We start from the raw sequence: 26,508 nt of genomic DNA, 5'->3' as shown, positions 1-26,508 counted from the left end.
AAAAACTTAGTGCTTGAAAAAGAAGTGAGAGTATATAGCATTTCCATTTGATTCGTGAGATTTTTTTAACGAACCGCAGAGGACGCCGAGGGCGCAGAGGAAAGAGAAGATGAGTTCGCGAATCAAATAGGATTGCTATATAGCACCATAAACAATTTTTAAGATTTTCCATTTCTCTTCCTCTCTTCCTTGGCGCTCTTTGCGTCTTGGCGGTTCGTTAACAGAGATAATGTTCGCAAATTAGATATGACTACTCTAATTTTTCTGCTTACTAACGAAAGCTTGCTTGTGATTCTTTAGCAACCAGCGCTTGTATTTCATCCAAGGAGAGATTTTCTACCTCCGCTAACATCTGCTCAATCTCGGCAATTTGTTCGGGTTTAGGCTGTTTTTCAGCAATTTCAATAGCGAGTTCAGCGACTGTAGAAGCTTCAAAAAGCAGAGTACGCAGCGGTAATTCCACTTGGAAGGCTTCACGCAGCCGGGAAATCGTTTGTACAGCCAGTAAAGAGTGTCCGCCTAACTCAAAGAAGTTATCGTAAACTCCTATTTTTTCAATTCCGATGAGTTCTTGCCAGATATTCGCAATCCCTTGTTCAATCTCATTGCGAGGAGCAACATAGGCATTTGCTTGGAGAGATCGGGGATGTCTAGTTGCCGATAATTGACTAGACTCATCTGATGTTTGAGCGTCATAACTTGATAAAGAAAAGTTAGAACCTTGCTCAATGACATCGGATAAATCTTGCGTTGAAATGACCACTTGAGAAAGTGAATTCTCCAAAATTCGGCTCAAGGCATCCACAGCTTCTGCGGGTAAAATCCCACTTTTTAGACTTTCTTCACGCCACTTTTTGAACTTTTCAGGAACGGCAGTATTGACCGCCATGCCGACTTCTTGCCACGCATCCCAGTTAATTGAGATTGTGCGAGCATTAAAATGATTGCGGTGAGCAAAGGCATCCAAAAAGGCATTAGCAGCACTATAGTCTACCTGTCCAAATCCGCCTTGGATTGAGCTAAGAGATGAGCAGAGAACCACGAAGTCTAAATTAACATCCTTGAGGACATCATTTAGCACCAAAGTTCCCATCACTTTCGGAGCAAAAACGCTTTCAACAACTTCTGGTGTTTTGAGTTGAATCATGCCACCACCCGCAACTCCGGCGGCGTGGATAACCCCGTGAATCTCACCAAAACGTTCTAGGGATTGCGCGATCGCATTCTGCATTTGTTCATCATTCGCAACATCGGCAGCAACTACCAGGACATCAGCACCTAATACTTCTAATTCCTGCAATTTCTGAATCTTACGGCTGATAGGATCGAGCGCATCATGGGTTGCTAGCCATTGCTGCCACTGCTCTTTTGCAGGCAGTGCAGAACGTCCGATTAGAATTAACTTGGCTTGTACTGTCTTGGCGAGGTATTCGGCGAAGACTAAGCCCATCCCTCCCATGCCACCTGTAATGAGATATACTCCCCCTTGTCGTAACCGGGTTTGGCTGGCTTTTTCTAGCGGGACTGGCTCAAATGTCTGAACCCAGCGATGATTGCCACGGTAGGCAATCATGGAGTCTTTTGAATCTGCCCCTAATTCTGCTATCAGTTGCTCGACTAAGTTGTTCGTTCCTGATTCCGAGATTGCCACATCCACTTGACGACAACTGATGTGAGGATACTCTTGAGGAATGACTTTGCATGAACCGATGATGGTTGCTTTTTCAGGACACAATAGCTCGTCGCCAATAATGTCATGAAGATTGTTACTGGCAACTAGAAGTTGAATGGAATTGCTAACAGGTTGTTGTCCTAGCGCTGGCGCTAAATAAATCAAACTGTAGAAACCGAGATTTTGGCTAGTTTCCAAGGACTGAGGCGGTGATTGGGTGATACTCCAGAGATGCGCGATCGCATTCGGGGTTTTCCCTTGTTCCCGCACGGCTTGAATCAAGGCGTGATAATCATCCTGGCAAGCTGGATTAATCGTGTAAGCGTTGCTATTAAGTTGCTTAAATTGCTCTCCAACCCGGACAGAAATCGCATCTTGTCCAGCTTGTTGCAATCGTTGGACGATTTGAGAACCGATCCCACACTCATCAACAAAAACCAGGTAGCAAGCAGATGAAATCTCTCCCGTTTTGACCAGGGGGATTTTCTTCCAAGAAGGAACATAAAACCAGTCAGTAATCTTCGATTTCCCTAGTTTGCTTTCACCTGGACTGGTTGCTGGGGCTTGCGTTTGGGGTTCAATCCAGTAACGCTGACGTTCAAACGGGTAAGTCGGTAAAGGCACGCGGTGACGTTGTTCGCCAGCATAAAAACCAGACCAATCCACCGAAACGCCTGCTAGCCAAAGCCGCCCTAATATATTGAGTAAAAAGGCGATATCTGAGTTTTGCTCTTGGGGATGGCGTAACGAAGGCAATACTACTTGCCCAATGGCTTCATGAGAATGCTGTTTAGCAAAGGTACATAAATTACGCCCCGCACCAACTTCTAAGAGGATGCGATTTGGCTGTTGCAGTAATGTAGAAATTCCCTCAGAAAAACGTACTGTCTGCCGTAGATGCGTTGCCCAATAACCGGGATTTGTGGCTTCTGCTGCTGTAATCCAAGTTCCCGTAACGTTTGAGATAAAGGGAATCTGAGGAGGATTCAGCTGAACTTTTTTCACTTCCTCAATGAATGGCTCCAATATAGAATCCATCATCTGGGAATGAAAGGCATGAGAAGTATGCAAACGCCGACACTCGACCCCTTTAGCCGTGAGTTGCGCTTCAATTGCATCTACAGCGTCAAGGGTTCCCGAAACGACGCACAAGGAAGGTGCGTTACTGGCGGCTAAAGATAACTTCTCATTCAGTAGGCTTTTCACCTCTGCTTCTGGCAAGGAAACGGCAAGCATCGCTCCGGCTGGGCATTGCTGCATCAGTCGCCCACGAATCGCCACCAAAGCTAAAGCGTCTTCAACAGACATGACACCTGCAAGGCAAGCCGCTACATATTCGCCAATGCTGTGACCCAGCATCGCTTGGGGAGAAATGCCCCACGACATCCACAATTGAGCTAAGGCATACTCAATCGCAAATAATGCAGGTTGAGCAAAGCAAGTTTGTTTGAGTTTTTCTGCGGCTGCTTCCGGATTAGGCTGGTTGGGATAAAGTAGCGATCGCAAATCCATCCCGATATGAGGTTGAAGAAAGGCAGCGCAACGGTCTACTTGTTCGCTAAATATCGGCTCAGTTTGGTACAATTCCCGCCCCATATCCACATACTGCGCTCCCTGTCCGGGAAACATGAAGGCGATAGAGCGTTCAGTAGGCTCTTGGAAGTGAGTTAAAACACTTTGAGGATGGGGGGTTTCCAATTGGTTTACTAACTCCTCAACCGTCTGGCAAACCAAGATCCGGCGATGTTCAAAAGCCCGACGACCCGCTTGCAGGGTGTAAGCAACATCCGCCAAATTGAGAGCGGGGTGCTGCTTGAGATGAGATGCCAAATTTGCCGTAGCCGTCTCCAGTGCCGATTCCGTTTTGGCGGAAAGCACCACTAATTGCCAGGGACGCGAAGAACCCGATGCTTTTACCGTTGGCGCTTCTTCGAGAACCACATGAGCGTTGGTGCCACCAATCCCCAAAGAACTGACTCCGGCACGGCGCGGGGTTGAAGCCTTCCATTCCCTCAGCTGGGTATTGACGTAAAAGGGACTATTGGCAAAATCAATCTCAGGATTTGGCTGTTGAAAATTTAGGCTGGGTGGAATTAACTTGTGTTTCAGCGCTAAAACCGTCTTAATGAGTCCCGTGACTCCTGCTGCTGCATCCAGATGACCGATATTGGTTTTGACGGAACCGATGGCACAAAAGCCTTTTTTCTCGGTATTGGCACGAAAAACGTTAGACAGTGCGGTAATTTCAATCGGATCGCCTAAGACGGTTCCCGTTCCGTGAGTTTCGATATAGGTGATGGTTTCCGGATCGACTCCAGCGAGGACGAGTGCTTCTGCGATCGCGTCTGCTTGTCCGTTGACGCTGGGTGCTGTATACCCGACTTTCTCAGAACCATCGTTATTGATGGCGGAACCTTTGATTACCGCCTGAATGCGATCGCCATCTGCGATCGCATCCTCCAATCTTTTTAAAACGACCACTCCCACACCATTCCCAATAATGGTTCCCTGTGCATCAGCATCAAAGGCGCGGCAATGACCATCCGGAGATAAAATTCCCCCTTCTTGATATAAATAACCTGTTTTTTGCGGCACCCGAATCGAAACTCCACCTGCCAATGCCATATCGCATTGGTAATTTAATAAACTTTGGTAAGCCAGAGTTGTCGCCACTAATGAAGTGGAACAAGCTGTTTGAACAGTCAGGCTTGGCCCTTTAAGATTTAATTTGTAAGAAACGCGAGTCGTGAGAAAACCTTTATCGTTGCCTATTAACTTTTGGAAACTATTGGCTGACCCGATTTGGTCGCCATTTAAATCAAAGGATAAATAGTTATTTAAGCTAGCCCCCGCATAAACGCCAATGCGACTTTCACATCTTTGGGTGTCGTAACCAGCATTTTCCAGCGCTTCCCAAGCACACTCTAAAAATATCCGGTGTTGCGGGTCGGTCATTTCCGCTTCTTTGGGGTTAAAACCAAAGAAAGAAGCATCAAAAAACTCAACATCTTCTAATACGGCACCAGCTTTTACATGATTGGGATTATCGAATAAACCTGGAGCGATTCCAGCATCTATTAATTCTTCATTGGTGAAGACCGAAATTGATTCGACTCCATCGCGTAAATTTTGCCAAAATTCTTCGACATTCTTCGCACCGGGAAAGCGTCCGCTCATGCCGATAATGGCGATGCCTTCCAGAGAATCGTAATTTGTAGCGCTATCCATGAATCTTTCTACCTTGCTTGCTCAATAGTTCTTTTTGGCGATTGATAGCCTCTATTTGCTTTCGAGCGCGCAGGACACTATCGCGTCCAACTTCGCGATCGCGCATCTCTTCAAAAGAAGGCTTTTGTTGGCTTAAATATTGCGCCAGCGAATAAATGGTTGGGTTTTGAAATAAAGTAACGACTGATATCTCTTGGTTAAAAACTGTCCGCAGTTTGTGATTCACCTGAAGCATCAGTAATGAATGTCCCCCGATATCAAAGAAATTATCGTGAATCCCGACTTTCTCTAAGTTCAGTACCATTTGCCAAACAGTCGCAATTGTTTTTTCAATCTCCGATTGAGGAGGTTGATAAACGGCTAACTCTAAACGCTGATTTTCTGGAACAGGTAAGGCGCGACGATTGACTTTTCCATTGGGTGTCAGCGGTAGAGTATCTAGAAATACAAAAGCCGAAGGCACCATGTATTCAGGAAGCGTTTGTTTTAAGCGATCGCGCAATTCATTAATCGAAAGTTCAGCATCGTGATTCGGAACTACATAAGCGACTAAGCGGCGGTCGTTGGGCATATCTTCTCTGGCAAGCACCACCGTTTCTCGCACCTGGGGATGTTGTAACAACACCGCCTCAATTTCTCCCAATTCGATACGGAAACCCCGAATTTTTACTTGGTGGTCAATTCTCCCCAGAAACTCAATATTTCCATCTGGCAAATAGCGGGCTAAATCTCCGGTTTTGTAAAGGCGGCTCTCCCCCAACCCCTCCCCTAGCAGGGGAGGGGAGCAATTCTCCCCCTGCCCTTGTAGGGAAGGGGGCTGGGGGGTTAGGTCTTTAAAAGGATTCTGAATAAACTTCTCTTGGGTTAACTCTGGTCGATTCAGATAACCTCTAGCCAAACCAAAACCGCCAATGTGTAACTCGCCCGGAACGCCAATCGGGACAGGTTGTAAATGCGAATCTAAGAGATATATCTGTGTATTGGCAATCGGACGACCGATGGGAACAATTCGCCGTTGGCTGTTACGCTGGCAATCCCAAAAAGTAACATCAATTGCCGCTTCTGTCGGCCCGTAAAGATTATGTAATTCTACTGCGCCTAGACGGATAAAAAAGCGCTTTTGTAAATCAAAAGGCAGAGCTTCACCGCTACAAAATACCCGCTTAAGGCTGTTACATTTTACTACCCCCAACTCCTCTAAAAATACTTGCAGCATTGAGGGAACGAAGTGCAATGTCGTGATTTTTTGCTTGGCAATCAGTCGGACTAAATAACCGCTATCTTGATGACCACCTGGTTTAGCTAAAACGAGGCTAGCACCCGTTAAGAAAGGCAAGAAAAATTCCCAAACTGACACATCAAAGCCGAAGGGAGTTTTTTGCAAAACTCGGTCGGTTGTTGTTAATTGGTAAGTGTCTTGCATCCACCGCAAGCGATTGTTTAACCCCAGGTGGGTATTCATCGCTCCCTTGGGCTTTCCTGTGGAACCAGAGGTATAAATTACATAAGCCAGGTTCTCTGGTGTAGCAGATGAAATAGGATTTTCTGTACCCTCTTGGGTAATCGTTTCCCATTCGGGATCTAAACAGATAATCGCTTGATGTTGCGGTAATTGATTAACCAAATATTGTTGAGTTAGCAGCAGTGACACTTGGGCATCTGCCAACATGAACGCTAAGCGATCTTTCGGATACGTGGGGTCTAAAGGTACGTAAGCGCCACCTGCTTTTAAAATGCCTAAAAGAGCGACTACCATTTCCAGCGATCGCTCCATGCAGATGCCAACCAAAACATCTGGCTGCACGCCCATCTGTTGCAGGTGGTGCGCTAACTGGTTCGCTCGGTTGTTTAACTCGCAGTAAGTTAGAGACTCACTGAATCCTGTCTCTACATTGTTGAAGATTAATGCAATCGCATCTGGTGTCTTTTCTACTTGCTGCTCAAATAATTGATGGATACACTGTTGGGGGTAATCAACTTGAGTGTCATTCCATTCCACCAGCAAAGTATAACGCTCAGATGCAGTTAATAGCGGCAAATCTGATAAACACTGCTCTGGATCGGCAACAATTCCTTCCAGTAAGGTTTGGAAATGCCCTAACATTCGGGTGATGGTGTCCGCGTTGAACAAATCGGTGTTGTATTCCAGCGTCCCGCTCAATCCCTGTTCCGTATCTATCATTGATAGGAATAAATCGAACTTTGCGGTTCCACTCTCAACTTCCGAAGTTTTGAAAGTTAACTCTGGTAACGAAACCGTCGAAAATGCGGGATTCTGGAGGACGAACATTACCTGAAATATCGGGTTATAGCTCAGATCTCGACTCGACTGTAATTCCACCAGCTTCTCGAAAGGCAAATCTTGGTGAACGTAAGCATCAATTGCCACCTTTCGCACCCGTCCCAGCAATTCTTTAAAGCTGGGATTTCCTGCCAAATCGGTACGCAACACCAAAGTATTGACAAAGCACCCAATTAAGGATTCCAGCTCAGCGCGATCGCGGTTGGCAATCGGCGAACCGACTAAAATGTCCTCCTGTCCTGAATAACGGTAAAGCAACGTCTGAAACGCCGCCAGCAAGGTCATAAATAAGGTGACACCCTCCTGCTGACCTAGCATTTTGATTGCCTCAGTCAAGGCTTTGGGCAGCACTAACGTTTGCTGCGCCCCCCGAAAAGTCTGTATTGGCGATCGCGCTCGGTCAGTCGGCAACTCTAATACGGGAAGTTCTCCCCCTAACTGCTGCTTCCAATAATTCAGATGAATTTCTAGCCTCTCACCGGAGAACCACCGTCGTTGCCAATCGACATAATCAACATATTGGATGGGAAGTTCAGCGAGTGGCGAAGGCTTTCCGGTCGAGAAAGCTTCGTAAAGTGCTGTCAATTCTCGGACTAAAACTTTAACCGACCAACCATCGGCAACAATGTGGTGCAGTGTGAGCAGCAGCATCGACTCTTCTGCGGTTAGATGCAGCAGTTTTGCCCGGAATAACGGGGGTTGTGCCAAGTCGAAGGGCGTTTGAGCCTCTGCGATCGCAAATTGTTGCGCTTGCGCTTGTCTCTCAGCATCGGGCAATTGCCGCAGATCCACCTCTGGTAAATTTAAGGTGACGCAGCTTTCCCCAGAAATCGCTTGCACGGGTTCGCCCTCCACTAGGGCAAAGCTTGTCCGCAAGATTTCGTGTCGCCGGATAATTTCGTGAATACTGCGAACCAGCACTGGCACATCCAACCGTCCTGTCAGGCGAACCGCGATGGGAATGTTATAAGCCGGAGTTCCCGGTTGCAGTTGATTGACAAACCACAATCTAGCTTGAGAAAAAGAAAGCGGATACTCGTCAGTAGTTTTCTCAACTCTGCACAAAGGTATCGATGCAGACGGAACCGCCTGAGTAAGTTGGTCGAGTATCTGCGTTGCCAGTTGGGTAATGCTAACTCCCTCGAACAAATCCGCAATCGATACAGCTACCCCCAAATCAACCTCGATCCGATTCTTCAACTCGAAAACCATCAACGAGTCGAGACCAAAACGGCTCAAAGGCTGCTCAATACTAATATTTCCTCGATGATTCTTCCTCTGCTTTCTCTGCGTACTCTGCGGTTCGTTCCGAAAATCTAATTCAAACGACGCAACACCCAGCACCCGCGCCACTTGCCTTTGCAGATAAGCCTCTAATCGCTGCTGACGCTCTTCCGACTCAACAGCCAGCAACTCCTCGCGGGTGAGAGCATCTTCATTTTCGACAGGATAGGAATTCTCTAAAATACTGCTACCAATAACATCCAATTCGCCTGCAAGATACTCCGCACGAGTAGCGCGGCGTTGAATCTTCCCGCTAGAAGTCTTGGGAATGCTGCCACCTTTAATCAGAACTACCGCATAAACTTGTATCTCATGTTCTTCTGCAACTGCCTGACGAATGGCGGCGGTGACTTCCTCAACATTCGGTTTCGAGCGAAATTCTACCTCTTGCACTACGACAAGCCGTTCTTCATTGCCGACTTCTACCGCAAAAGCTGCACCACTGCCTGAACGTAATCCTGGATGGCTGCATTCTGCCGTTCGTTCAATGTCTTGGGGATAAAGGTTGCGACCCCGGATGATAATTAAATCTTTGGCTCGACCTGTGATGAACAGTTCCCCATTGTGCAAAAAGCCCAAGTCGCCTGTTCTTAAAAAAGGCTTTCCGTCCGTATCTGCGAGGTAGGCGCGGAAGGTTTGCGCCGTTTCCTCTGGTCGATTCCAATAACCGTGACCTACACTAGGGCCTGAAACCCAAATTTCACCAATTTCATCTGGCGCACATCGGGTTAAAGTTTCAGGATTAGCAATAACAATCTCCTGTTCTGGTAAGGTGTTCCCGCAACCGACCAGAGGCTGGGAATTGTCGTCGTCATCAGCATCAATGACTTGGTTGCGTTCTAATGCCGTTTTTTGAACAGTTTTCGCGACCGGAACCGCTGCCTTGATACCACCAGAAACGATTAGGGTTGCCTCCGCCATCCCGTAACAGGGATAAAAAGCGGTTTTTAAAAAGCCGCAGGAAGCAAAGGCATCTGCAAACCGCTCTAAAGTATCTTGGCGGATGGGTTCTGCACCGTTAAAAGCGACACTCCATCTGCTTAAATCAAGGGTTTCTTTTTGCTCAGGTGTAATTTTCTGAACGCACAGTTCATAAGCGAAATTCGGGCCACCGCTGGTAGTCCCTTGGTAGTCAGAAATCGCTTTCAGCCAGCGATACGGACTCAACAGAAAAGACGCGGGGGACATTAAGTAGCAAGGGAACCCGCCATATAAGGGTTGCAGTACGCCGCCGATAAGTCCCATGTCATGATAGATCGGCAGCCAGGAGACAAATTTGCTACTGGGCGAATGTTCCATGAGTCGGTAAGTCATGGCGGCATTGTGCAGTAGATTGCCATGACTGAGCATGACTCCTTTCGGTATCCCTGTAGAACCGGAGGTGTATTGCAGAAAAGCTAATGTGTCTTGATGAATGCTTGGCGGTTCCCAATTAGCTTCGATGCCGTTGGCAATGTTGTCTGTGGTGAGCCAATTTAAAGCATCTGAGTCAGTTTTTTGAGCGAGAAGCGATCGCACTTTCGCAAAAATCGCTGTTGTGGTGAGCGCGATTTTCGCCTGTGCATCTTGCAAAATTGCTTGAATTCTGGGCGTGTTGCGTTGGTTGCGAGGCGGATACGCGGGAACGGCGATCGCGCCTGCATACAAACAACCGAAAAATGCCGCAAGATAATCCAAACCCGGTGGATAAAGCAATAAGGCACGTTCGCCACTTAAACCCATCCCTTGCAGCTGGGATGCGATCGCTCTACTGCGCCGATCCAACTCTCGATAAGTCAGGTTCTCGCCTGGTGTTTCCCCGTCCTGCAAGAAGGTAAACGCCAGTTTTTCTGGTTCGTTTACAGCTCGATAGCGCAGAATGTCTGCTAAAGTGGCAATTTTCTTAGGCGGGTTTTCTAGAAAATCTTGGCAAAAATCGACCATGTTACTTTTTCTGCTTTTTCAAGCCTGACTTTTTTAACCCTGAACGATTGAATCCGACCACAAAGTTCAAACTATCTCGTCAAACTCTCTCGTCAAAGATTCGCGTTGCCGAACCGAAACCGCCCATCTCTAGCTCCAATCCGGGTGGTTGGATTAAAAACTGAGCGCTTCATCTGTATTTGCTGTTAAATCGACGTTTTTGGGAGTTTTAGGAACCCTCGGCAGGGCAAAAAACCTCACAAATCCTGGTGTTGGCGTTAGGGTCAACGCTCCTCTTCAAGAGGGTTCTTAGCGGTAACTTTTCACTGCTATTGACATTCATTTTTAATAAGCTTGGATAACCTTAGTACAAAGCTTGCAAGTTTGGCAAGTAGCAATCGCAAAATTTTTTCAGAAATAAAATTCCGGCTTTTGCTCTTCTATGGGTTGGGGGAAGCATGACTTAAACTAGCCGGAAAGCTTCCCCCGACGTTTGTGCAGTAGAGTCTGACATAACCCCAGCCCTTCTCCTACAAGGAACGAGATTTGCTCCGCTTCCCTATTACGGAATGCGGCTGGGGGTTAGGCTTTGTATATGAGCGAACGGAAAACCGTTATAGTTTCATGCTCTCCCGGTCAAGGCGTGCAAATTTTTCTGGACGCTGAACTGGGTATTTTCAGAAAAAACTGACATGAGTTCTCAATAGACTAATTTTTTTTATACCCTTGACATTGGCAGATAAGACGTTATATGTTGCTGACCTAGTGATAATAACTTTCAATAACCAACTAGGTCGTAGTGAGCGCATCGATTGGGCGTGAGGAAATTTGAAGCAAACAAATTGTTACACCGCAAGTAATCAAGCGATGAATGGATTCTTTTGCGCCGAAGAGTCACGCCAAGCTGGAGAAGAGATTATCGGGTGTGCAACGAATCACAAAATCTATGTACTGATTGAGTGTCCACCGCCTTGGACACCCGATCCACTTGATTCAAAATTCCTCCCGGCTAATTTAAAAGCCTTGAAGGAGGAAATTGATACAGAGGAGCTTTCTGTTCGGGTTGTATTGATTCATCGCGACCAAACTAAGCGCGATCGCAACAAGCGACTGATAATTTTCCGAGCAAACACCGGACTTTCAGTAGGTTACACCAAGCAAGAATTTCTGATTTCAGATATCAATGATGTAGCTTCTTTACTGAAAGACTGTTTAACAGGTAACGCTCCAAAACATGAAGCTATAGATATTCAAACCAGAGATATTTTAGTCTGTACCCACGGTAGCCACGATAAATGTTGTGCTAAGTATGGCAATCCTTTTTACAAAGCTGCCTTAGCCACTGTCTCTGACTTATCACTCGATCGTGTCCGCGTTTGGCAAGCCAGCCACATTGGCGGTCATCGCTTTGCCCCTACTGCAATTGATTTTCCAGAGGGAAGATATTATGGCAGGCTCAACCAAAAATCATTTGCTGCCATTCTGACCCGAACGGGTGACATTCAGTGCTTGAAAAATGTCTATCGTGGTTGGGGACTTTTACCTTGGGCAGCTCAAATCTTAGAAAAAGAACTCATCCTCAAATATGGCTGGGATTGGTTTAACTATCAGGTTGCCTATCAGATAATTGAGCGAAGCGAAGATGAAAGTTTTAATCAAGTTGAAATAACTTTTAAAACTCCGAATGGAGTTCTGAGTGTCTATAGAGCCGACATTATTGAAGATAAACATAAAACTCTTCATTTAAAAGGAGAATGTGACAGCAATGAATTGTATGAATTCAACCAATATATTACGAAAAACCTGGTAAGCATTTCGTAGTAATAAGTGAATTCCTAAAGATATGCTTTTAAGGCATAGAGATTCTACTTGGATTTGCAAATTATTTCTATATCTTATTGTTTGGTGTTTTTAGCGTCTTTGTGGTTAAAAAATTTTTTCAAATTATTATGTTTTCAATCAAAAAAATAGCTTATTTTTTAAGTAAAATTGCTATTTATTTTTATTCTTTTATTCTCCACCGTTATCCAATTTGGAATTTAACGAATAACTATATTCAGCGTAATATCCGACTGTTGTTAATAACACTTTTAACAATTTGTATCGTTTCTGCGTGTGGGAATAATGCCAAAAAGAATGGGACGAATAACAGTATTAATGTTTCTCTAAACTTGCCTTCTCAAGCTGTACGAGTAGTCAAGCACGCAATGGGAGAAACAAAGGTTCCCGTTAATCCGCAGCGGGTAATTGTGCTGGGAAACTTGGAGAACGTCTTAGCTTTAGGTATCAAACCTGTAGGTGCCACAACCTTAGGAGATGGGGAGTTTCTCTCCTATCTCCGAAATCAAACCGAAGGAATTACAAAACTTGGCATAAATGGGCAACCAAGCCTGGAGAAAATTTTGTTCTTGAAGCCAGACTTGATTTTGGGTTGGTCTTGGGATGAAGGAATCTATGAGAAGCTATCACAAATTGCCCCGACAGTTTTTGCTGAAGGGAGTATTACGTGGAAAGAGTGGCTGAGAACATTTGCCGAAGCGTTGGGTAAGACGCCAGAAGCCGAAAAGCTTTTAAGGAATTATAATCAGCGCGTCGAAACATTTAAAGAGCAAATGGGCGATCGCTTCTCGCAAATTCAGGTATCTGTGGTTAATTTTTGGGCAGATAAAGTCCGAATCTACATGAAGCGCTCCTTCAGTGGACTCATTCTCAATGATATCGGTATGCTCCGTCCATCAGCGCAGAATAAAGATAAAAACTCGGAAAATCTCTCATTAGAACTAATTCCCAAAATGGAAGGTGATGCGATTTTCTTAGTACTCGGAGAAGGTAAGGAATCTAAGTTAAACCAATTTACAAATCATCCGCTTTGGTTCCAATTGAATGCGGTTAAACAAGGTAAGGTATACCAAGTCAATAGCGATGCGTGGATTAGCAGTTGGGGGATTATCGGAGCCAATCGAGTTCTCGATGACTTGTTTAAATATTTGGTAATAGAGAAATCAAGCAAGGGCAAGGAATTCCCTAAAGTTGCAGCTTTGACTCAATAGTTTAATCCCTAATCAAGATTCATCCAAAACCGCCCACAATCGATAAAACACTACATTCACCAATGGGAGGGATATTCTACTCGGATGGAAACCGCCTTAACAAAACTAATATGCGAACCTTCTTCATCATTTGGATCGGTCAGCTAGTCTCAACGATCGGTAGCTATATGACCAGTTTTGCCATCCAAATCTGGATGTGGGAACTGACTGGTCAGGCGACAGCACTCGCTTTAGTGGGTTTCTTTACCCTCGTGCCGAGCATCTTAATTACACCCATTGCTGGGCTAATTGTAGACCGCTGGAACCGCAAATTCCTGATGATGATTGGCGACACAGTCACAGCTTTGTGTACCTTGGTAATCCTTTGGCTGTACCTGACCAACCATTTGCAAATCTGGCATCTTTATTTGAGTGGCGCGGTTAGCGGTGCTTTTAGTGAAATTCAAGCGCTGGCGTATTCAGTATCGATTGCGATGCTAGTGCCTAAACAGCATTACACTCGTGCTACCAGTCTGGATTCTGCGATTCATTACAGTTCGATTATTATTGCTCCAGCGCTGGCGGGTGTACTTTACTACACGATTGGATTTGCCGGGATCTCGCTCATCGATATCGTCACATTTGCGATCGCGATCGGCACCGTTCTCAAGATACATATCCCCCAACCCACAAGTAGCGAGACATCCTCTCACGATAAAGGGATCTTCCAGCCGATTATCTTCGGCTTCCAGTATATTCTGGTGCGTCCCGGTCTGCTCGCCATTGTAGTCGCGGCGTCCTTGTTCTGGTTTGCTCACGATCTGGGCGCTGCCTTGTATGCACCGATGATTTTGGCACGCACGGGAAATGATGCCAGGGTCTTAGGCAGCATCGGTTCAGCAGCCGGATTCGGTGGGGTAACGGGAGCGTTTCTCTTGAGTGCCTGGGGCGGCTCTAAGCGCCGCATCCACGGCTTTTTAATGGCAATGGTAGGGGCGGGCCTGAGTAAAACCGTTTTTGGTTTGGGTCAGATGCTAATGATTTGGCTTCCTGCTCAGTTCTGCTCATCGCTGAATTTTCCCTTATTGAGCAGTTCCAACACAGCAATCTTGCTCAGCAAGGTAAGACCGGATGTGCAAGGACGGGTTTTTGCTGCTCGGTCGGCGATTAAGCAAGTCGTTTCTGCGATCGCTCTATTAATCGCTGGGCCACTTGCCGACCACGTTTTTGAACCAGCGATGATGCCAGGAGGTGTTCTTGTACCCATCCTCGGCAGGCTATTCGGCACGGGATCGGGTGCAGGGATGGCGCTTTTGTATGTCATCACTTCCATCAGCTTATTGCTGATTGGTTTGGGTGGGTATGGCTTCCGCGTGTTGCGCGACGTGGAAATCAGCTTACCTGACCATGATGTTGAGCCAGAAGTTGAGGACTCCAGATGCGGAGGCTGAGGGTGAGGTTTTTTAGGTGCAAGCCAGGTAAGCGGAAGCGTTCATTAACCGCTTCCGCTCTCAGTATTGCTGCATTATTAGAACTTGTGGCGCTAGTCGCTAGCTGTTTACCTCAGCGCTACCCAGCGATCGGCGCTACTGGTCGCCCTTCCTGTTCTATCGAATTCAGCAACGTCTTCTTCGCTAAATATTTTTTACTTTCTTCAGGATCGAAAAACCACGGAGACAGATTGGGTGGATTGTTGATACCGTTCAAGTAATCCTTGGCAACTTCTGGATTTTGAGCCATTGCGATCGCAATCTCTTGCAGATGAGCTGGAGGCGTCAACAAGCAATCCGTTAAGGCGTGCCCATGCTGACAATATTGCCAGAATTCATCGAAGACTCCCTGCATCCATGACTCATCAAAGCGTTGGTTGCCATGTTCGATAATCCGTTGCGCGACCAGATGTGCCATCTTTGTGGCGTTATTCGCTCCCTGCGCTCCAACGGGATCGTGCAAAATCACTGTATCGCCAATCCCCATCACCGTTGCACCTGATGGCAAACGACCAATCGGCTTACGCACAGTCGGTGTAATTGCCCCACGAACCCATGCTTGCTCGTCGATCAATTCCATATCCTTGACTGTTTCGTAGTTCCACGGGGTCAATTCCTGGATGACTTGTTTGCTGAGTTCCACTAATTCTTGACCGGATTGGACCTTGCCAAACCGATCCATTGCTCCACCAGGGTAGGCTTCAAAGGCAACAGTGTAAGCGGAATCTTTGCTGTTGGTATAAAACGGAAACTGGAGCATCTCTCCAGCGCCGGGTATATTACTGACCTGAAAGGTGCGTCCCTTCATCGGATCTCCCTTGAGTCCGGTGTAAATTCCGCCAGCTAAATGGCGCTTTGGCTGGTCGTATTGGGATTTTTGCTCGTCCCGCTCGAACAAGGTCGAGAAGGAGCCACGACCAGCAGATACCACGACCAGATCGTAGTTTTGAGCAGCCTCCTCCAAGTCTTGTAACGTCATTGCCTGAACAACTAATTCGCCGCCTCTGCGGACAAACTCCTGCATCCAAACGGATAATTTGAGGCGTTGATCCACACCTCGCCAAGGCTTTTCTAGAGTGGAGGAGACAACTAAGGCAACATTGCCCTGTGGGTCGCACAGGTTGTTATGAAATTGGTCGCAACCCAGAAACTGCTCATCCCAGAAATTGAGTCCCAAGTCACGCTCAAGTTGTAGCGCATCTGGAAACAACAATGGCATTGCCATGATTTTGCCATTGAGGATAGCTTCTGGAGTGCGATCGCTAAATAGAGTCACTGCATAGCCTGCATCCACCAGACTAATGCCTAAGTAAAGACCAGCTTGACCAGCGCCAATAATTGCAATTCGTTTCATGGGAGATCCTCCGGAGTTGAGTCGGTCTGAGTTTAAATCGCGATCGCTTTCAATGAGAACTCAGCAAGTTACTTTAATAAATTAGCCGATACGAATCTCTCTAATATCGGGATATAGGCTCCTAAAACCAAGTGTGGCAAACGCTTCCACTTCCTACGCAACTAATCGGTTTCCACCAAAACGGTAACCGCCGCAACCGCGATCAGCATTTCGTCATTCTTATCATTGAGTGAGGCAATTGCTCGACCTTGAACGACCATTCCGCCAGACTCAACAGTGAGAGTTTTGCGCCCAAAAGGTAATACAGCTAACACCTCCGCTTCCCGTACTTGCTCTGGGTAAGGCACTGCCACCTTTACTTCAACGATCATTTGGTCGGGGTCGCTTAAACCTGCAACTTCCCAGACACCTGGTAGAGCATTGTGAGCGATCGCATTCCTGACCGCTCTGGCTGCGGCGACAGTCGGTTCCTGTCCGTGCTGATCGATTCCCATCCCCATCTCGATAATTAAGCGTTTACGAGCCACCGTTACTCCTCTGACAACACTTTATGTTTTCAACTGACCTGCAATATATTCTCTGACTTCTTTGGCTGAATCTAGCTGCAAGACAGCAGATGCGATCGCTTCCGCTTCATCCATCCTCAACTTTGAAATCGCTGCTTTCACCGTAGAAATGGCTGGGGAGTTCATACTGAATTCATCAACTCCCAATCCGACTAAAATGGGTGTCGCTAACTCTGATGAAGCTAATTCACCGCACACTCCCACCCAAATCCCAGCATGATGAGCAGCGGTAACAGTTTGCTGAATCATTCGCAGCACTGCTGGTTCAAAGGCATCGGCGAGAGTCGCAACTTTGGGGTTTGTGCGATCGCTTGCCATGACATACTGACTTAAATCATTGGTGCCAATACTAAAAAAATCTACCTCTGCGGCTAGTTTGTCAGCCATTGTCACCGCTGCTGGCACTTCCACCATGATTCCGACTTCCATTGCTTCATCAAAACTCATCCCCAAAGAGCGCAATTCTGTCTTAGCGGCGGCTAAAATCTCTTTGGCGGCGCGGATTTCTCTCACGGATGCCACCATCGGAAACATGACCTTAATGGAGTTTTGGTGACTGGCGCGTAAAATTGCCCGTAGCTGAGTTTTCAGTAAATCTGGGGAATCTAGTAAAAAGCGAATTCCCCGCCATCCTAGGAAGGGATTGGCTTCTGGTGGCAAGTTTAGGTAGGGGAGGGGTTTGTCTCCGCCAATATCGAGAGTGCGAATAATCAGGGGATGGGGGGATAGGATGGATGCGATCGCTTCATACGCTTCTCGTTGTTCTTCCTCAGTCGGGACGCTGACTCGATCGAAATACAAAAATTCACTCCGCAGCAATCCCACCCCTTCTGCACCCATATTTACAGCAATTTTGGCCTCTTGTATTGTCAAAATATTTGCCATCACCTTAATTTGATGTCCATCGTGGGTGATAGCGGGTTGCTGTGCAGCAGCTTGTAACGCTTGTTGTTGCGCCTGCTGGCGATTGCGTTTTGCTTGTAATTCTTGCAACTGCGTGTCGTCTGGTTGCACCCACACCTCGCCAGTTTCCCCATCCAAGGCGATGAGCGTGCCATTCTGCAAGCGCAACAACTCAGCGCCCACGCCTACAACCGCCGGAATGCCGAGCGATCGCGCTAAAATTCCACTGTGAGAAGTCGCACCGCCTGCAACCGTACAAATTCCCAAAACTTTGCCGGGATCTAATTGTGCCGTTTCCGAAGGAGTCAAGTCAGTTGCAACCAAAATCCCTGGTTCTGGCAAATTTATAGAAGCGGGTGCTGTACCTGTAAGCGATCGCATCACTCGCTGCCCCACGTCAAAGACATCAGCGGCGCGTGCTTGTAAGTACGAGTCTGGCAATGCTTCGTAAGCTGCAACTGTCTCATCGATAACAGTCTTCCAAGCTGCGGCGGCACTATAATTCCGAGCGAAAATTAGCTGGCGCGTGCGATCGATTACAAAGGGATCTTCTAAGCAAAGCAAATGAGCATCAAAAATCGCCGCTTGTGCTTCTCCCGCCGTAGCAGATATTTGGTGGCGGAGGGTTTGAATTTGATGACGAGTTTGCTCAATTGCTGTGTGTAACTGTTGCCATTCCGCTTCGGGATTGTCTGCTTGCTGTTTTACGTTGAGAACGGTGGGTTGATAGCTCGCAATATTGCCGATGGCAATACCCGCAGAGGCAGGAATCCCAGAAAACTGAGAATTAGAAATTGGGAATTGGGGTTGCTCCGGAAGCGGGGTTTCCCCACCCCGAACCTCCGCGACTGATTCCCCGAAGTTGGCTTCTACTAGCTGTTGCAAGGCTGCCAAGGCGGCTTGGGCATCCGCTCCAGAGGCAGCGATCGCTATCTCATTCCCTTGGCGGATGACCAGCGTAACGACTTGATTGATGCTTTTAGCATTGACCGATCCGCTGCTAGATGTGATGTTTTGTAACGTAATCTCAGATTGAAACTGGGAAGCGGTAGCAACAAATTTGGCAGCCGGACGGGCGTGCAAACCCATCTGATTTCGGACGGTGAGATGGATTACCTGACTTTGGGCACTTATTGGGGCACTGACCAATGCCCCGGCGGACTCCGAAGGATTAATACCGGATAACTGGGAGGCTTTCGCTGCTAATGCTCCTCGTGCTTCGCGGATGACTTGCTCAATATTTGCACCGGAGGCTGCTGTTACCGCTGCGGCGATCGCTCCCTCTACCAGCGGTGCCTCGCAGAGTCTCACTTGATGCCGCCGTTCTTCTGGCAGAAACTCCAACGCCATTTCCGCACTCAGTACAGCACTCCCTAAATCCATCAAGATGAGGACGCCATCCTCACTGTAAACCGACTCAATCGCTTGATAAACCTGCATTGCATCCGTACCAAAGGGATTTTCTGGATCGTCAATTCCCGCTGCGAGAGCCAGCGACACGGTACCTTGAACCATTTGCTGCACTAACGCTTGCACTCCCTCTGCCAGCTTTCGACTATGCGATACGATGACAATTCCCACCATCTCTCCACCACTTCCTGAGATAACTCGCTCAATTATGTTAAGATTTATTAAAGAGCTTAGGATTTTATGACTCATCCCAGCTTAGAAAATATTGGTGCCCAGCTAGAAAGTCCGAATTCACGCGATCGCATGTTGGCGCTTGCCTCTTTGCGTGAAGTATCGGCAGATGACGCTGTACCCCTGATCAAAAAGGTTTTAGACGACGAAAACCTGCAAATTCGCTCGATGGCGGTGTTTGCACTGGGTCTTAAACCGACCGAAGAATGCTTTCCGATTCTCGTGAAATTGCTAGAAACTGACCCCGACTACGGGATTCGCGCCGACGCCGCTGGTGCCTTAGGTTACCTGTGCGATATCAGAGGATTTGAACCCTTGGTGCGGGCGTTCTACGAAGATACCGATTGGCTGGTGCGTTTCAGCGCCGCCGTTAGTTTGGGCAATTTAAAAGATCCCCGCGCTTTCGACGTACTGGTTCGGGCATTAGATAGCGAAGAAGTCGTGTTGCAACAGGCAGCGATCGCGGCACTCGGTGAAATTAAAGCAGTAGGAGCCGTCGATCAAATTCTCCGCTTTGCCCAAGCTGAGGATTGGCTTGTCCGTCAGCGGCTTGCCGAAGCCCTAGGACACTTGCCCAGCGCCAAGAGTATCTCCGCGCTCAATTACCTGGAAAAGGACCGTCATCCCCACGTTGCTACCGCTGCCACCATCTCCCTGAAGCGGCTATCTGAAAACAATTAAAAATTTGAAATTAAAAATGGGGGATTCTCCATTTTTAATTTTTAATGGGAACATTTTTAATTGCTTACAGCCAGTGAGCGACGGAAAACAAGCCATCTTCTACCTGAATATGCTCCACACCGCGCATCTTGACGATGGGCTGACCCTGATAAGATACGCACAGCCAACCACCGAGGACGAAATCAACCGTAATCTCATTCGAGAAGATTTCGTCTAATCGCAGGATATCGATTCCCGACTCATCCTCAATGGTGTCAAAACCATCGCCGGGAGCGTAAATATAGACATCATTGCCGGGACCCCCATCTAAGCGATCGTCACCTTCGCCGCCAACCAAGACATCGTCACCGTTGCCTCCGAATAAGCGATCGCGCTCCGAACCCCCCAGTAAAAAGTCATCCCCACCTTCGCCATACAGGGAATCCTCGTCCTCTCCCCCTTGAATCAGGTCATTTCCTTGCCCACCGTGGATGATATCGTTGCCTGACTTGCCAACCAGGGTATCGTCGCCAGCATACCCAAAAATAACATCGTCGCACTGGGTGGCTTCAATGTAGTCATCGCTGGGAGTGCCATGAATTCTAGACATGATGCAGGTTTACTCATCCGAAAACTCTTTAACCTTTTATAAAGTAGAGGTCAGCGGTTATCACTCTCTCTAGCGACTGGTCAATCTAAGATATTGAAAGTGATGTTAAAAATTATTAGTCCAGAAGAGTTTGATTCATGGATATTCAAGAGTTTTTCCAGCTGAGTGCAGGCAAATGGTTTTCCCAGCGTACTAGTCACCATCTGGCTTTCAAGCAAGCAGAAAGTGGCAAGTCAGACATCAAGATCGAGATGCTCTCGGCAGAAGATCCGGAAGTGATCAAGCTCTGCGAACAGTACGAAGTTGACCCAGGCTTAGCTTGGGGAGGCGCTCGCGTTAGCTGGGATGGCACGATGGAGTGGGATCAAGAAAAGCACGCAGGTTCTAGCGTTCTCGTTCCGATTCCCGACCCGGAAAAGCCCAATGAAGGTCAGTTGCTCCGCGACATGGGCTATGCCGAGAAAGCATCGGTCGCCGGTCGCTATGTCATCGGTAGCGATAATTCATTCACGCTGATTACCGAGTATGAAACGATGTACTCGGAAGAACGCATCTGGTTTGCTAGCGAAAACTTGCGGCTACGAGCCAGCATTTTAAAGCGATTTGGCGGCTTCTCAATGGCTTCTTTTTGCTCGGAAATCCGCATGGGCGTCGCAAAGCCACAAGAAAAAGCCGCTGACACCGTCGCCAACAATTAAAAATTAAAAATGAGGATGTGTTCATTTTTAATTTTCCCTTTTCAATGGCTTAAGTCTCTTCATCACTCTGGGCGACAGCTTTGAGTTTTTGGTAAAAATCTGAGTCATCTGCCGTTGGGATGAATTGGTGTATTGGTCGCTTGCTGACATCCCAGCGCGACCAATTTGCTTGATAATTTTTGTGACTAGAACGCAGGGCAAGGCTGGCGTTGGCGTCTTCTGAATTGGCAACGTCCCTAGGGTTGTCCGTGTTTGTCGGTTCTGACAGGACGGAAGCAGCAGCCTCCTCTGGGGAGGGCGTCTGGGCGATCGCAATTGGGTGGGCGATCGCGATCGCCTCGTCACTGGCACCCACAGATGCTTCCGTTGAGGATGAATAAACTGGATTTATCGCGTCTTTCGCCTTGACTCGCTCTAAACTTGGCTCAGGGTTAGAAGCTAAGGTTGCTGGTAGCGGATCGGCTGCTTCCGTCAAATTTTGGGGAAAATTGCGGCAAACCAAGCGCTCAAAATCATAGTTAAAGTGATACAGGGCTTGACCGCGCCGAGACCAGAAATTTAAGATTTGCTCGACAGAAATCGCTTTGTAACGTCCCTGATAAAGCGCCTCAATCACGGCTAGAGGCACCCAGTCGGCACCAAAGTCGCGAACCCAATGGGCTACCAATTCCTCAGCCGTGTAACCCCTAATCAGTTCAAAACAATAGTAAAGAAGCAGCGTCGTTGCGTAGGCAGTAGCTGAGTCTTGTGTTGACTCTGTCATCAGAAGTTAACTTGGCAGACCAGAAATAATATTAATCGCAGATTAGCGTTTAGCTGTCATCGGTCATTAGTCAGTGGTGATATTTATATCTTGCACTCTCAGCACTCGTTCAGGAGAAGTATTGGACAAAAAGGGCATTTGCCTACGGGCGATAATTTATTGCGATCGCCCAAGATTTTTTGTCCGAAGGCGAAAGCCCCTAGGAAGCAGGCAATCGCCCAGTGGCAACTAATGCTTGATAAACCATAGCAGCTGCCTCAGCTCGTGTGGCTTCTCGATTTGGGTTGAGTTGTGCGGGTGCCGGGTGGTTCACAATGATACCTCTTTGTGTAGCAGCAGCAACAGCAGGGCGGGCATAGGCGGGAATCGCTGCGCGGTCTTCGTACTTGTCTAAGAGTTTTTCATCCCCAGAGGCAAAGCCCAATCCACTCACCAGAGAAACAATCAGCTGGACTCTCAGAACCGGCTGCTGAGGGCGGAAAGTTTGGTCGGGAAATCCGGTAATGAAGCCACCGCTATAAGCTTGTTGAATCACCGACTGCGCCCAGAAAGTCGGGGGGATATCGGTAAACTGGATAGCTGGGCGTTTAGAAGTGGGGTTAAAAGCTTTAACTAATAAAGCCGCGAATCCCGCCCGATTGAGTCGATCGTCTGGCTTGAAAGTGGCATCGGCAAAGCCACCCAGCAGGTTTTGATTTGCCAATCCTCGAATAGAATTCTCTGCCCAGTGTCCCTGAATGTCGCTGAAGCTGGGAAGGGAGGAGTCGGGATTCACTTCCGGATTGACAATATAGGGAGAAGCGATCGCCTTGACTTCCCCTGTGGTGACTAATGCCTGATAGATGAGTGCAGCAACTTCAGCGCGGGTAATGTCTCGCATCGGTTCAAGTTGTTGAACTTGGGGATAATTCACCACCATGCGCCTCGTGGTGGCAACAGCGACGGCATCTGTGGCGTAGCTGGGAATTTGAGCGCGATCGCCATAAACTCCCAAGACGCTAGAATTACCCCCCGTAAGTGCTAAACCACTGACTAAAGATGCGATCGCCTGCACCCGCGTTAGATTTTGCCCCGGTCGAAAGGTGTTATCTGGAAACCCAGAGATAAAACCCATCGATGCAGCCTTCGCGATCGCCCGCGCCGCCCAAAAATCTGCTGGAATATCCTTGAAACTGCTCTGATTTCCAGGTCGTGGCGGCAAGTTAAAGGTTTTCGCGATCGCTGCGGCATATTGGGCGCGAGTCATTGCCGCTTCTGGCTGAAACGTCCCATCCGGGAAGCCACTCATCAGATTTTTCGCCACTAGCGCCTGAATAAACGCTTCCGCCCAATAACCGGCAACATCGCTAAACTGGGCGGGTCCCATTGTAAAAGTAGCGGCAACCGTCGCCGCCACAAATTCCACCGTTCCCTGCACCCGCACTGGATTCAGCTGATTTCCCGCTGAGACGACCGCGAACCGCGTCAGATTTTGCAGATCGACTTCCCCGTTATCCCGCAAAATATTACCTGCTGGCTCTTGACGGCTCCCTAGCTGCGGTTTTGCCCCATCATTGATAATTAGCCCCGCTTGTGTATTTTTCTCAATGAGATTGCGACGCAGCACCGGGGTCGCGTCACGAGACAGAAAAATCCCCGCCCGATTCGCAAAAATCTTATTATCGGTAATTAGGGGAGCCGCTTGATCTCCAATCAAAATTCCGTAACCCGTTCTCTCTGCCACATTCCGACGCACTTCCCCCTTGGCATTGCGGACGAGAGAAAGACCTGTGGAGGCATTTTGGGTAAATACATTATCTAAAATTGCCGGTTTCGCAGTACCCGTGACAAAGACGCCATCGCGACTGCAACTGGTAAAGGTATTATTCGCCAGCCTTGGCGATGTCGATTCTATCCAAACCCCTGTCCCCTTCGCCCCCCGATTCGTCACTGAGACTCCCCGCAGTTGGGCATCCGTTTCCAGCCGCAGGGTAATATTTTGGGAGCCAAAGCTTGGGCTAATATATTCCCCACTGCCTTCGATTTGAATTCCCTTGCCTTTGCTGGATTCATTCCCTACCACCGTCACCCCAGCCGGGATTACCAGAGGAAATACTTCTCCCCCTGCCGCATTGTAAATCCCAGATGCCAACTGAATCGAAGTTCCGGCTTGAGCCTGCTTCAGGGCACGAGTCAGCGTCTTCAGTGGGGCAGATGAGTTCCCGACACTGTTATCTTTGCCAGTTGCTGGGTTGACATAAAGCATTGGTTGACCCATAAAGTAAAGAGTTTTGAATTTAGTCCTTTGTCATTTGTCCTTAGTTGTTTGCTTTTGACCAATGACCAATAACCAATGACCAATGACCGATGACCAATGACCGATGACCCATAATGATCGAAGTTGAAAATTTAAGCAAAATCTATGGCGCGACCCCAGCCATTCAGGATGTCACCTTTAATGTGGAACCTGGGGAAATTTTGGGCTTTTTGGGGCCGAATGGTGCCGGAAAAACGACAACCATGCGGATTTTGGCGGGATATCTACCCGCTTCCAGTGGGACTGCCCGGATTGCTGGGTACGATGTGCATGAAGATTTAATGGCGGTACGGCGGCGGATTGGATATTTACCGGAGACGCCACCTTTGTATCCTGACATGAGCGTGGAGGGATTTTTGCATTTTGTGGCGCGGCTAAAGGGGGTTCCCGGACGCGATCGCAAATCCCAAGTAAATTCAGCAATGGAACGCTGCAACCTCACCGAAAAACGCAAGGTACTCATCCGCAAGCTTTCTAAAGGCTTCCGCCAACGGGTTGGCATTGCCCAAGCGATCGTCCACGACCCACCCGCGATTATTCTAGATGAACCCACGGTTGGTCTCGACCCTCGCCAAATTATCGAGGTTCGCAACTTAATTAAAAGCCTTGCCGGTAGCCACACAATCATTCTCTCTACCCATATTTTGCCGGAAGTTAGCATGACTTGCAGCCGAGTGGCAATTATCAATCGCGGTCGGCTTGTGGCAACGAATAGCCCAGAAAATCTGGTAGCACAGCTAGCGGGCGGATCGGGCTATGAGTTGGAAATCGACGGGGATGTAGAAGCTGTGCAACATATGCTCTTAGTTTTGCCCGGAGTTCGTTTTGTCGAATCCATCCCCAGCCAGGAATTACCGCCCAATCGCACTCTTATCCGTGTAGTATCAGAACCGGGTACAGAACCGGCGCGTGATATTGCTGCGGTTTTAATTGGGGCGGGGGTGGCATTGTATGAAATGCGACGCACTCGCGCTAGTCTTGAGGACGTGTTTATCGAACTGACAACCCAAGAAAAGGTCGTCGATATGGATACGGATGAAACCGATGGCAATGGGACATCCCCTCCCTCGCCAGCAGAAGCTGCTGCCATCGTTGCCACAGATGAGCAATCTGGAGGAGTTGAATAAATGGGCGTAATTATTAGTAATATTTTGGCGATTTATCGCAAGGAATTGCAGGGCTATTTCGCTTCGCCGCTGGCATATATCGTCGCGGGTGCTTTCTGGTTTTTAGCTGGATTATTCTTCCTCACTGCATTGCAAAGTGAGAGCGATCGCGCTTTGGATATTTATTTTCAAGGGCAGCAAATCGGCGCACCCGTTCCCCCCATTGATGTCGCCTATAACACCCTCCAAAGCTTTCTTGGGGCAATGTTCTTTTTATCGTTATTTATTCTGCCCATTCTCTCAATGGGGCTGTATTCCGAGGAACGCAAGCGAGGGACTTTAGAGCTATTAGCCACTTCGCCAGTCACCAACTGGGCGGTGGCGGTGGGTAAATTGTTGGGGGTAGTGACATTTTTTATCACAATGGTGCTGCCGTTACTGGCATACGAAGCGATCGCTTTTAATGCATCAAGCCCACCCCTACCCCCGGCGGTGCCGCTATTGGGTCATGCAGCATTAATCTTGGTTGCCGCCGCGATTCTTAGCTTGGGAATGTTTATTTCTTCCCTCACCGAAAGCACAATTTTGGCAGCAATTCTTACCTTTGTGCTAATTTTATGTTTCTCGCTGATCGAGCTTTTAGCGAAACTGACCGGCGGCGTGTTAGGAGAAGCATGGAATCATTTATCCTTAGTCAAACATTACAACACCCTAGTACAAGGTGTGGTTGATACCAGCAGTTTGATTATGTTTGCAAGCTACATTATCTTAGGCGTGTTTCTGACTGCTCAATCTATCGATGCCTTGCGCTATCAGCGTTCTTAAATTGACGAATGGCGAATCGCGAATGGAGTGGTTGCGATGAGAAGACCGAATGCGTGAGATGCAAGTAGCCCACACCTTAAAGGGTGGGGCTTGCGCCTACAAAGACCGCCTTCGAGGTTTCCTGCATCTCGATTGAACAGATCGGCACCCGCAAACCTATCATTGATGAACTGTTACCT

15 protein-coding genes are annotated in these 26,508 nt (G+C 47.9%); 7 read left to right on the top strand and 8 right to left on the bottom strand.

Features of this window, described 5'->3' with window-relative positions; genetic code table 11:
• Window positions 1-271 precede the first annotated feature (271 nt).
• Together NC996_RS09315 and NC996_RS09310 are read right to left on the bottom strand one after the other, a co-directional pair.
• Window positions 272-4,900 carry a type I polyketide synthase gene (locus NC996_RS09315; protein ID WP_190689750.1) on the bottom strand — a complete coding sequence of 1,543 codons (4,629 nt, stop codon included), beginning with the start codon at window positions 4,898-4,900 and terminating at the stop codon, window positions 272-274.
• Entirely contained in the window at window positions 4,893-10,409 is a 5,517-nt protein-coding gene (locus NC996_RS09310; RefSeq protein ID WP_190689746.1) for a non-ribosomal peptide synthetase, read from the bottom strand. The genes NC996_RS09315 and NC996_RS09310 overlap by 8 nt, the downstream gene beginning before the upstream one ends.
• An 846-nt stretch (window positions 10,410-11,255) precedes the next feature.
• On the opposite strand from NC996_RS09310, the gene NC996_RS09305 reads away from it, so the two are divergent.
• The 3 genes from NC996_RS09305 to NC996_RS09295 all read left to right on the top strand — a co-directional run bounded on the left by NC996_RS09305 (window position 11,256) and on the right by NC996_RS09295 (window position 14,868).
• Window positions 11,256-12,209, top strand: a complete 954-nt coding sequence (locus tag NC996_RS09305; RefSeq protein WP_190689743.1) for a sucrase ferredoxin — start codon at window positions 11,256-11,258, stop codon at window positions 12,207-12,209.
• 386 nt (window positions 12,210-12,595) lie between these two features.
• Window positions 12,596-13,438 carry an iron-siderophore ABC transporter substrate-binding protein gene (locus NC996_RS09300; RefSeq protein WP_199303343.1) on the top strand — a complete coding sequence of 281 codons (843 nt, stop codon included), beginning with the start codon at window positions 12,596-12,598 and terminating at the stop codon, window positions 13,436-13,438.
• 110 nt (window positions 13,439-13,548) lie between these two features.
• Entirely contained in the window at window positions 13,549-14,868 is a 1,320-nt protein-coding gene (locus tag NC996_RS09295) for an MFS transporter (protein ID WP_190689737.1), read from the top strand.
• A gap of 118 nt (window positions 14,869-14,986) precedes the next feature.
• Here NC996_RS09295 and NC996_RS09290 read toward each other — a convergent pair whose 3' ends face one another.
• The 3 genes from NC996_RS09290 to ptsP form a co-directional block, all read right to left on the bottom strand.
• Window positions 14,987-16,261 carry a styrene monooxygenase/indole monooxygenase family protein gene (locus NC996_RS09290; RefSeq protein ID WP_190689735.1) on the bottom strand — a complete coding sequence of 425 codons (1,275 nt, stop codon included), beginning with the start codon at window positions 16,259-16,261 and terminating at the stop codon, window positions 14,987-14,989.
• Between the two features lie 161 nt (window positions 16,262-16,422).
• The gene (locus NC996_RS09285; protein ID WP_190415010.1) at window positions 16,423-16,788 is read right to left on the bottom strand and encodes a Lin0512 family protein; all 366 of its coding nucleotides are present in this window, start codon (window positions 16,786-16,788) and stop codon (window positions 16,423-16,425) included.
• A gap of 21 nt (window positions 16,789-16,809) precedes the next feature.
• Window positions 16,810-19,314 carry a phosphoenolpyruvate--protein phosphotransferase gene (gene ptsP / locus NC996_RS09280; RefSeq protein WP_190689874.1) on the bottom strand — a complete coding sequence of 835 codons (2,505 nt, stop codon included), beginning with the start codon at window positions 19,312-19,314 and terminating at the stop codon, window positions 16,810-16,812.
• 66 nt (window positions 19,315-19,380) lie between these two features.
• On the opposite strand from ptsP, the gene NC996_RS09275 reads away from it, so the two are divergent.
• Entirely contained in the window at window positions 19,381-20,052 is a 672-nt protein-coding gene (locus NC996_RS09275; protein ID WP_190415008.1) for a HEAT repeat domain-containing protein, read from the top strand.
• A gap of 64 nt (window positions 20,053-20,116) precedes the next feature.
• On the opposite strand, the gene NC996_RS09270 is transcribed toward NC996_RS09275, so the two are convergent.
• On the bottom strand, window positions 20,117-20,641 hold the full coding sequence (locus tag NC996_RS09270) for a hypothetical protein (RefSeq protein WP_190689732.1): 525 nt from the start codon (window positions 20,639-20,641) through the stop codon (window positions 20,117-20,119).
• A 137-nt stretch (window positions 20,642-20,778) separates the two neighbouring features.
• Here NC996_RS09270 and NC996_RS09265 point away from each other — a divergent pair, with 137 nt between their 5' ends.
• Window positions 20,779-21,339 carry a phycobiliprotein lyase gene (locus tag NC996_RS09265; RefSeq protein ID WP_190415006.1) on the top strand — a complete coding sequence of 187 codons (561 nt, stop codon included), beginning with the start codon at window positions 20,779-20,781 and terminating at the stop codon, window positions 21,337-21,339.
• A gap of 49 nt (window positions 21,340-21,388) precedes the next feature.
• On the opposite strand, the gene NC996_RS09260 is transcribed toward NC996_RS09265, so the two are convergent.
• Both NC996_RS09260 and NC996_RS09255 read right to left on the bottom strand, forming a co-directional pair.
• Window positions 21,389-22,102 (bottom strand): hypothetical protein, encoded by a 714-nt coding sequence (locus NC996_RS09260; protein ID WP_190427397.1) that lies wholly within the window; start codon window positions 22,100-22,102, stop codon window positions 21,389-21,391.
• Window positions 22,103-22,301: 199 nt separating this feature from the next.
• Window positions 22,302-24,359 (bottom strand): S-layer homology domain-containing protein, encoded by a 2,058-nt coding sequence (locus NC996_RS09255; protein WP_190689729.1) that lies wholly within the window; start codon window positions 24,357-24,359, stop codon window positions 22,302-22,304.
• A 113-nt stretch (window positions 24,360-24,472) separates the two neighbouring features.
• Here NC996_RS09255 and NC996_RS09250 point away from each other — a divergent pair, with 113 nt between their 5' ends.
• Entirely contained in the window at window positions 24,473-25,525 is a 1,053-nt protein-coding gene (locus NC996_RS09250; protein ID WP_190415003.1) for an ABC transporter ATP-binding protein, read from the top strand.
• The gene (locus NC996_RS09245; protein WP_190415002.1) at window positions 25,526-26,329 is read left to right on the top strand and encodes an ABC transporter permease; all 804 of its coding nucleotides are present in this window, start codon (window positions 25,526-25,528) and stop codon (window positions 26,327-26,329) included.
• Window positions 26,330-26,508: the final 179 nt, after the last annotated feature.

It is taken from the genome of Trichocoleus sp. ST-U2, assembly GCF_039961875.1.
In the GTDB taxonomy this organism is placed as follows: Bacteria; Cyanobacteriota; Cyanobacteriia; order Cyanobacteriales; family FACHB-T130; genus FACHB-T130.
The sequence above is the reverse complement of the archived record's forward strand: the minus strand, read 5'-3'. Positions and strand labels throughout refer to the sequence as shown.